Here is a 9226-nt window from a genome sequence, read left to right as displayed (position 1 = left end):
GAAGGCCAGGGCGGCGTAATCCGCTGCACTTGGGTGCATTCGAGTAGCGTGTTGGAGGCTGTCGGTTCGAGTTACGAAACCGGCCGCCTCCTTTTTTCGCCGGAGACAGCGACCGTAGTCGCCGCCGGCGCGCTACATGTCGCGATACTCAGGGAAAAAAGGAACGATCGCGCGTTGGCTCGGGTCGATACCGCAGGTCATATACGGGCGGGAGTTCATGCGAGGCGTCCGCTGCGGAGTTCTCGCTTCCGGATGTTTGGAGAGGAACATCCGAAGCACAAGGACGAGATCCGCTGCATACTTCGACGCGCCCAGGTCAATCGCTGCACGAATGTCCCCGACAATCATCCTTCGCACGGCGACGGGGCCGCGCAGCAGATTGAAACGATAGCTCGAAAGCAGCGATCGATGTCTCGTGGAAAGGACAGCGCCCGTGAAGATTTCGTGTGTTTCGAGCGCCGCGAACTCTGCACATTCTTTAAGGGTTATCATCGGCATGACTCCACCGTGGCCGCGCACAGCGACACATATCGTTGTTTCGTTTGGTGCTGGCCTCGCGTTGCTCGGTGTTCGCCTGCTGCGCCGCAAACTAGAGCTGCGTGCGTGCCTGGCAGAGAGCGTCGAGGAATGATCTTCCCAACCAAGACATTGTGAACCTGAGATGGCGTCGATTGCACAAAGTCGTTAAAATAATTTAATCGCCATCCGATGGAACATATTGGTCTACCTCCCAGCTCGTCGCGGCACCGGCGCCCACGCGCGATTCTCCCGCACTGCGTGCAGACGAACGAGTGCTCGCGGGCTTCTTGCGCCACATTGCCGACATATCAGCCGTCAGCGCACGGCCAACACGAGGCCGTCCGCTCCGTGCTGTTCAGTGAGCGTGAGTACATCGACCTGGGATAGTCGCCGACAATTCCGACACTCGAACGCCACACTCCACGCTCGACGACTATCCGCAGGCCCATCGATCAACCGGGCAACTCATTAATATCCGATGATCGACATCTGCCCCGTATCGCATGTTCCCTATTTGTTCGCAAGTGGATTTTAGAGCCCGCCGTGACGGGGGCGCGAGCTGGTCGTCATCTCGTTGAGGAGTAATAACGTCTCGCGACCCGGGCTGATCGGTCAGGGTTAGGGGCTACCCACCCACCCAGCGGATGCGCGCGGCCTCCGGAGACTCATGCTCGCGTTACTGGCAGCACGAAACTGAAGAGGGTTCTTCCACCGGCGGTATCTTCGGCCCACAGCTTCCCGTGATGATCCTCGATGATCGAACGTGAAATCGATAGGCCGATGCCGAGCCCATGCGGCTTGGTGGTCGCAAACGGTTCAAACAATCGCGACCTCACGGCTTCCGCTAGGCCGCAACCCGTGTCGGCGACATCGACACGGATCATGTCCCCTTCAACAGGCCGGGTCGAAACGATCATTTCGCGTGTCTGGCAACCGTGCATGGCTTCGATCGCGTTGCGCTTCAAATTGACGACGACCTGCTGGATTTGGACCTTATTGATGAAAACCAAATCGTCTTTCGCATCGAGGCGAACCGTCGTTGTCACCCCAGCTTCCTTGGCGATAGCGTCGGTAAATTCGCAGGCTGTTCGAACGACATCATTGAGGTGGTGAGGCGTTTTGTCGGTTGAGCCGCGGGTCATGAACTGGCGCACGTTGTCCATGATCTCCGACACGCGAAACATTTGCTGAGTAATCTTATCCAACACATCCAGCCCCTTTTCCGCTGGGATCTGCTGCTCCTTGAGATGCCTGCGAAGGACATTGAGGTAGGCGTTGATCGCCACGAGCGGCTGCTTGAGTTCGTGAGCCAGTCCCACCGACATGTGCTCGATGAGATCGAGACGGTCTGTGTGGAGTTCTCGCAGATGCGCTTCAAATCTGCGCCGCTCGCTCAAGTCGTGGATGACGCCGATAAAAAGGCGGCGTCCATCAATTTGAATCTCTGTGACCCCAAGGTCGGCGGGAAAGATAGAGCCGTCTTTGCGTCGCCCCTCGACCTGCCGGCCGATGCCGATTATCTTGGCTTCGCCCGTTTTCAGATAGTTCCGCAGATAGGACTCATGCTCACCTCGATACGGCTCGGGCATGAGCACGGCAACGCCCTGGCCGAGCATCTCCTCGGGCGCGTAGCCAAACAGCTTAGTTGCCGCAGGATTGAATGACAGGATGCGGCCGCGCTCGTCGATGGACACAATCCCATCCAGCGCGCCCTTGACGACGGCGGCTAAAAACGCAGCGTCCTGACTCATCGGCATGTATGAGCTCACCTGCGTGCGCAGTCTTCGAAGACGGCGGGCCAGCTCTCGCCGCGTTCATGCTAGTGCAATTGACAAGCACCTTCGTCCATCTCTGGCTCGTGTGCAAGTTTCAATGCGGCGGGTACGGCGAGGCGCAGGTGCAGCGGTACAGTTTCGGGCAGTCGCACTGTCGGGCCATCGCCTGCTCGATCGCCATCGTAACGGTCTTCTCCCGGTAGGGCTTCATGATCACAAAGGCAGATTCCATGAGCGACACAGGCACCCGCTGGGGGCAGGCCGAGATGAAGATGACCGTCGCGTCGTGTGCCTCAAGTATTTCTTCAACCGCCCGTATGCCCGAGCTGCCGTCGGCCAGTCTCATATCGCTCAAGATCAGGCTAACGGGAGCGAGCTTCGCCAGAGCAATCGCTTCAGCACATGTCTTTGCCACGCCACACACGCGAAGTCCCACTTGCTCCACGATACATGCGAGGTCGGCGGCAATGATCGATTCGTCCTCGATGATAAGGACGTTCGCGTCTGTGTTCGTGGTGCCTGCCCCCGCGCATTTGTCGTTAAGTAGTCTCGACAAAGAATTCTGCGTGCGGCCTAGCCAAACACTGAGCGTGCATTTTAAGTAACTGGCTGATATGCATCGCTCTTTCGCATGTTCAGCAATTGACCAACCGACTCTCTTTTTCCTTTTTCGTCACCGCCCCGGTCAGTGCGGCATCGTTTCGACAGCCGCACGCCATCACAGTTCTCTGCGGCACCTGCTGCGACCGCTTCCGAGATGAGCCCGAACGAGGTTGTCAGGATACATCTTATTAGGGTCTGTTTCACTTTCGGTGCAAGGGCCGGAAATTGCGCGCTCTCTTGAGGCACGGCATGTTGCGGGATGAAAATGTCAGCGCAGTGGGCACCCGCGCCAAATTTGACGATCCTGACGGTCGAGCGGAATGAGACGAGTTGGGCAGTTTCGTTGAGGGGCGGCGATCACGCAATATGCCCGGTTTGTCAGGTTCGATCGCGTTCTCGGCATAGCTCATATCGACGAAAACTTCGCGATCTTCCAGCGCAAGGCACGCCTGTAGAAGTTCAGGCTCAGATGACGCGCTGGCGGCGCCGAAATGACCGATGCGAGCGGCGCATCTTTGCCGAGCGCATTCCAGGGCTTGCAGCGCCGTTTGCGCGCCGAACCACGCGCCTTGCGGGAATTGTGCGACTTTTCGGTCATAGTGCTGGTGGACGCCCGTCAGAACGGCTGATGGCGCGCCTTGGCATGCTCGTAGGCCACTGCACCATCCTAAGAGAGGTGAAGCGAAGCGCGCAAACCGATGCGAACGCGGCGCTGGTCAGAGTGGCGGGCATCGATGATTGGGCGTGGAAGAAAGGTATGAACTACGCAACGGTGATCGTAGATCTCGAGCGACGACAGGTGGTGGACGTGCTACCAGACCGTTCGGCCGCTTCCACCGCCGAGTGGCTCAGAAGGCATCGGGAGATCGAAGTGATCGGCCGCGACCGCGCCGGACTCTACGCCGAGGGCGCACGCGTAGGAGCCCCGCAAGCGCGGCAGGTTGCCGACCGTTTCCACCTGCTGCAGAACTTTCGGGAGGCGGTAGAAAGGCAGCTGACTTATCCGGCCGGGCCGGTACGGAGAAGCAGCGACGCCGCTCTGGAAAAGCCCCATTCCCGGAGAGTTTCCCAGGGCGCGCATCGGCATTTTGCAGAGCGAGCGGCCCGTGCTGCGCAACTGGCCAAATTTGCTGAAATCAAGGCTCTTTACGAAAATGGCGAAAGTATCACCGCGATCGCGCGCGCATTGGGCCTCGGGCGACGGCGTGTTGAGCGCTGGTCGCGTTTCATTGTCCTGCCCGAACGCAACGCGATGGAACCGAAAGCATGCACGCCTGCCCACTTCGAAGCGCTCCTATCGCGACGCTTTACCGACGGAGCCACATCGGTGCGGCTCCTCCGGCCGACCGCTCGACTTTATCGTCGAGACGCAACTCGATCCTGCGTCGCCAGTATCGTCGTCGTCTTCAGCCTGCGGTCTTCCTGTGGCAACTCCTGCACCAAGAATTGATCCAACGACCGGTCGTCACATCTCGCCGCTCACCGCAGCGGCGCTTTGCGTCAAACCAGGGGACAAATGACGAGCCGCCAGTTGACCGTCGTCGATGCTCTGAAGGCGGGCTCGGAGGAGTTTACCACGATGGTCAGTTGGCGATGCGGCTTCGCGGTCTGTTTCGCGGCGGCTCCCTGGAAAAGCTGGACAAGTGGCTACGTGATGCGGTTTCTTGCGGCATCTACGTGCAGAACGCTGTGACGGACCCGTGGAGCAACGGACAAACGGAGGGCCAGATCAATCGATTGAAGACGCTCAAGCGGTCGATGTATGGTCGAGCCAGCATTGAACTGCTTCGCGCGAGGATGCTACCGCTTCAGGAATGCGACTTGCACCGAGAGTGAAACAGACCCTATTTAGACGTACCGTGACACAGAGCCCATGATTGGGCATCAGATGCCCTCCTCGATCCGGCTCCCCTTCTGCGCGGCCAGCTTCTTGAATACTTCCCCGAGGTGACGCCGCAGTTCGCCATACAGCGCCATTCTCAGCCATTTGGGAATGAACACAATGTGGCATTTGCAGTCCAACTTCGTGTGACTTAAGCTCTCATACTCGTCCATCGCGGAGTTCCCTCATCGTGTGCTTGGCGGGTAGCGACCGGAAATTTCGTCAGAGGACTGCTGAAAACGTCGAACTCTTACTGCCACCTCGGCAAAGCCGAGGGAACTCCATTACGATTTAGCGCGGAGGTCCCCGTGTGCGGCGCGCGGAGCATCTTCCAACCCGAGAAACAAAAAGATGGCGGACAAGCAGCCTCCTCGGCACGAGCGCCCGATTTTCACTGACAAGGAGGCGTTGCTTTACCATTCGCAGGGCCGACCCGGCAAACTCGCAGTGGTCGCCACTAAACCCATGGCGACGCAACGCGATCTGTCGCTCGCTTATTCTCCGGGCGTAGCTGCGCCGGTTCTGGCAATCGCCGAAAATCCATCGCTCGCGCTAGACTATACGGTGAAGGGCAATCTTGTCGCTGTCATCACCAATGGCACCGCGATATTGGGGCTCGGCAATCTCGGCGCCCTCGCGGCGAAGCCTGTGATGGAGGGCAAGGCAACGCTGTTCAAACGCTTCGCCGACATCGATTCCATCGATCTCGAGATCGACACACAAGATCCGGAAGAATTTATCAATGCGGTGCGGTTTTTGGGTCCCTCCTTCGGCGCGATTAACCTCGAGGATATCAAAGCGCCGGAATGTTTCGTCATTGAGGAGCGGCTGCGCGCATTGATGGACATTCCGGTGTTCCATGACGATCAGCATGGAACCGCCATCATCGCGGCGGCGGGATTTATCAATGCGTTGCAGTTGACCGGCCGTGACATCAAGACCGCCAAACTCGTCTGCAATGGCGCCGGCGCCGCGGGAATCGCCTGTCTTGATCTCGCCAAAGCTTTAGGGTTCGCGCCCCAGAACGTCACGCTGTGCGACACTAGGGGCGTCGTTTATCGCGGCCGCGCCGAGGGAATGAATCAATGGAAGAGTGCGCATGCTGTCGATACCGACGCGCGCACTCTTACCGAAGCGCTGGAAGGCTCCGATATTTTCATTGGTTTGTCGGTCAAGGGCGCGCTGACGCCTTTCATGCTGAAGAATATGGCGTCTAATCCAATTATTTTCGCCATGGCCAATCCCGATCCCGAAATCACGCCGGAAGAGGCGCTGGCGGCGCGCCCCGACGCCATCGTCGCTACGGGACGTTCGGATTATCCGAATCAGATCAACAATGTGCTCGGCTTTCCATATATCTTCCGAGGAGCGCTCGACACTCATGCCAAGACGATCAACATGGAAATGAAGATCGCCGCGGCGCATGCGCTTGCTGAGCTTGCGCGTGAAGACGTGCCCGATGAGGTCGCTAACGCCTATCAGGGCTCGCGTCCACGCTTTGGGCGCGAATACCTCATTCCGGCGCCCTTCGATCCGCGGCTCATCTCAGTGGTGCCGCCCGCCGTCGCGAAGGCTGCGATGGATTCGGGCGTCGCGCGACGGCCCATCGTCGATATGAATCACTATCGCTCCGAGCTGTCGGCGCGGCGCGATCCGGTCGCGGGCGTGATGCAAACGATTTTCGAACGCGTTCGCCGCGACCCCAAGCGCGTCGTCTTCGCCGAGGGCGAGGAGGAGCAGGTCATCCACGCCGCGCTCGCTTTCGTGAACCAGGGATTGGGGCGTGCAATTCTCATCGGCCGCGAGGATCGCGTTCTGCAAACGGCCGTCGCCGCCGGTCTCGAACTCGGCGACCAGATCGAGATCCACAACGCCAAGCTCTCCTCGCGCAACGCGGTCTATGCGCAGTTCCTGTTTGAACGCCTGCAACGCAAGGGCTATTTATTTCGCGATTGTCAGCGTCTCATCAATCAAGACCGCAATCACTTCGCCGCCGCGATGGTCGCGCATGGCGACGCTGACGCTATGGTGACCGGAGTCACCCGTAATTTCTCCCACGCGCTCGAAGATGTGCGGCGCGTCATCGATCCGAAGCCTGGCCATCGGCTGATCGGCGTCTCCCTCGTTCTGGCGCACGGACGTGTGGTGATGGTCGCCGACACGGCCATCACTGAAATGCCGGAAGCCGAAGCTTTGGCCGATATCGCCATCGAGACCGCCAGCGTCGCCAGGCGCATCGGCCTTGAACCCCGAGTCGCTATGCTCGCCTTCTCGACCTTCGGATATCCGCCGGGTGAGCGTACGGCGCGTGTCCATCAAGCGGTGCGCATTCTCGATTCACGCTTCCTCGATTTCGAGTATGAGGGCGAGATGGGCGCCGACATCGCGCTCAATAAGCAGGCGATGTCCGCCTATCCTTTTTGCCGACTGAAGGATACGGCCAATGTGCTGATCATGCCGGCTTTCCACTCCGCTGCGATCTCGACCAAGATGCTGCAAGAATTGGGCGACGCCACAGTTCTCGGCCCGCTCATCGTCGGTCTCGATAAACCGATCCAGATCGTTCAACTCGGAGCGACCGACACGGATATCGTCAATATGTCAGCGCTGGCCGCGTTTGGTATTGGCGGCTAGTACTCCGTCACAGTGGTTTTGACGGGTTAGTTTTGGCTCGGCTTTGGGGTTGGCAAGGCAGTTCGATTGACGAGGATTTTGATGGTTCGGGCAACGCCAGGTTACCGTGAGATGAACCCGGCTTGTTCGAGCGTCACCACCATTTGATGGACTGTGGGCGGCGCGACTTTGAAGAAGCGTATCAAATCGGCTTCGGCTGATGGGTGCCCGTTCACTAACGTATATGCGTGAATAAAAGCGAGATACCTACCCTGTTTTTGGGTGAAATCCGGTCGCGAATCATTGACGGTTCGATTCATCAAGAGTCCTCGAAAGCGGAGGGCGCATGATGAATATAAGGTATCTGCTAGTTGCGCAGCGCGGACCGCTCGCTCTGCAAAATGCCGATGCGCGCCCTGGGAAACTCTCCGGGAATGGGGCTTTTCCAGAGCGGCGTCGCTGCTTCTCCGTGCCGGCCCGCCCGGATAAATCAGCTGCCTTTCTACCGCCCCCCGAAAGTTTCTGCTCGGACTCACCTCTCGTTGAACAAGGACGCGCCGTTCGCGCGGGCCGTTGAGGCTGTCGGTCGCATTAAACCCAGACAAATGGTCGGTGGATTGCATCATCGTTACAGCCGAATTTGATTTCCGATAGGCACAAGGGTCTCAAATGAAACAAGACCTTACTGAATTCGTCTCGGTCTCAGATTGAAACCGAAATCGACAGTAGCTCCCCAACATTGGTTTCAGCAACTGAAAATTGAGTGGCCAGCTTGAAGAGTGGCGGGAGATTTACGTTCGAACCCTGCAATCGCTGATAGGTCGAGTACGTGCTTGGTGTGAGGATCACTGTAGTTGAGCAATCATGAAGGGGCCGGCGTCAGGCGATTTGATGCGCCATTGATAGCGGCGGCGTCCACCCCGACTCGGCAGTCTGCTCTGCGCGTTGTGACTCGTCCCCTCGACGCCCGAATCGAGGGTCACGATGAGCCGGCCATCGATCTCCGCGTTGGTTCCGGCGAGTTGGCACGGGGCGGTCGCATCTGGGCGAGAACCGCTGACGATAATTGCGCCGTCGTGGCGTGGCCGGATGGTGAACACCGGCATCTCGCGCGAGGGGAAATACGAGACACGCCCATCGACAACCGCGCGCGTCAGCGTCACATCATAACGGCCTCGGCCGAGATAGTCGGCGTGCACGAATCTCTCCTGCTGCAATTGCGTTGCAGCATTCCTCAGTTGGGCCTCTAATTCTGGCTCCAAGTAGCCGGCGCGGCAGACTTGAATCGGAGCGGGCACGAAAATCAATGTGCCTCGGTACGATAGGCATAGCTGCCATCGGCGTGGATCACTACGTTCGAATCGAACCGCTCCGGCGCTAGCGTGCGAAAGAAGTTGTGCATTAGGTCACCCTACGCGGTCTCTCACGCGTTGACCAGAAATTGCCGCAGCGGGACGAACGATAAGCCTGTCAAGCTTGCATGAAAAAGCCCAGAGCTGCAAAGCCCGGAAAAAGAAACGCCCCGACCGCAGAGTTGGCGGCAGGGCGTTTCGCTCCTCCCATAGTAGCCGCTACCTCACCGCATCACACTTACTGACCGGCGGCCGGCGCACCCCCTTCATCCCAATAGGGACGAGCGTGATAATGTTGATGCACGCGTGTCTCCCACTCGCGATCCATCCAGCTTTCGTCAGTATATTCCGGCGCGCTCTCGACCAGGTTCTGGTTCACATCCGCTAGATATCCCCGGCGGTCCTTGTTGTATCTTAGCGAGGTCCACGGCATTGGATGATGGCCGGGGTGCAAGCACATGAAGCCGCAGAAGTTAACGACC

General features: G+C 58.6%; 7 protein-coding genes and 2 pseudogenes. 3 read left to right on the top strand and 6 right to left on the bottom strand.

Annotation, left to right across the window (positions count from 1 at the left end):
- Nucleotides 1-132 precede the first annotated feature (132 nt).
- The 3 genes from ACR652_RS13940 to ACR652_RS13930 form a co-directional block, all read right to left on the bottom strand.
- A complete protein-coding gene (locus tag ACR652_RS13940) occupies nucleotides 133-492 on the bottom strand; it encodes a hypothetical protein (protein WP_434507085.1) in 360 nt (119 codons plus the stop codon).
- A gap of 692 nt (nucleotides 493-1184) precedes the next feature.
- Nucleotides 1185-2276 carry a two-component system sensor histidine kinase NtrB gene (locus tag ACR652_RS13935; protein ID WP_434507084.1) on the bottom strand — a complete coding sequence of 364 codons (1092 nt, stop codon included), beginning with the start codon at nucleotides 2274-2276 and terminating at the stop codon, nucleotides 1185-1187.
- Between the two features lie 112 nt (nucleotides 2277-2388).
- Complete coding sequence (locus ACR652_RS13930) at nucleotides 2389-2850, bottom strand: response regulator (protein WP_434507083.1); 462 nt, start codon at nucleotides 2848-2850, stop codon at nucleotides 2389-2391.
- Nucleotides 2851-3156: 306 nt separating this feature from the next.
- Between ACR652_RS13930 and ACR652_RS13925 the strand changes: the two genes are divergently transcribed.
- Both ACR652_RS13925 and ACR652_RS13920 read left to right on the top strand, forming a co-directional pair.
- Entirely contained in the window at nucleotides 3157-4347 is a 1191-nt protein-coding gene (locus ACR652_RS13925) for an ISL3 family transposase (protein WP_434507082.1), read from the top strand.
- Nucleotides 4348-4484: 137 nt separating this feature from the next.
- Nucleotides 4485-4733 carry a hypothetical protein gene (locus ACR652_RS13920; protein ID WP_434507086.1) on the top strand — a complete coding sequence of 83 codons (249 nt, stop codon included), beginning with the start codon at nucleotides 4485-4487 and terminating at the stop codon, nucleotides 4731-4733.
- Nucleotides 4734-4787: 54 nt separating this feature from the next.
- On the opposite strand, the pseudogene ACR652_RS13915 reads toward ACR652_RS13920, so the two are convergent.
- Nucleotides 4788-4952: pseudogene (locus tag ACR652_RS13915) on the bottom strand (IS200/IS605 family transposase); the annotation flags it as partial.
- 178 nt (nucleotides 4953-5130) lie between these two features.
- Between ACR652_RS13915 and ACR652_RS13910 the strand changes: the two are divergent.
- On the top strand, nucleotides 5131-7413 hold the full coding sequence (locus ACR652_RS13910) for an NADP-dependent malic enzyme (protein ID WP_434507081.1): 2283 nt from the start codon (nucleotides 5131-5133) through the stop codon (nucleotides 7411-7413).
- Nucleotides 7414-8237: 824 nt separating this feature from the next.
- Here the strand turns inward: ACR652_RS13910 and ACR652_RS13905 are convergent.
- Both ACR652_RS13905 and ACR652_RS13900 read right to left on the bottom strand, forming a co-directional pair.
- Nucleotides 8238-8591, bottom strand: coding sequence for a hypothetical protein (locus ACR652_RS13905; RefSeq protein WP_434507080.1), 354 nt, complete (start codon nucleotides 8589-8591; stop codon nucleotides 8238-8240).
- A gap of 391 nt (nucleotides 8592-8982) precedes the next feature.
- Nucleotides 8983-9226: pseudogene (locus ACR652_RS13900) on the bottom strand (PRC-barrel domain-containing protein); the annotation flags it as partial.

This window comes from Methylocystis sp., from assembly GCF_051061225.1.
In the GTDB taxonomy this organism is placed as follows: domain Bacteria; phylum Pseudomonadota; class Alphaproteobacteria; order Rhizobiales; family Beijerinckiaceae; genus Methylocystis.
The sequence above is the reverse complement of the archived record's forward strand: the minus strand, read 5'-3'. Positions and strand labels throughout refer to the sequence as shown.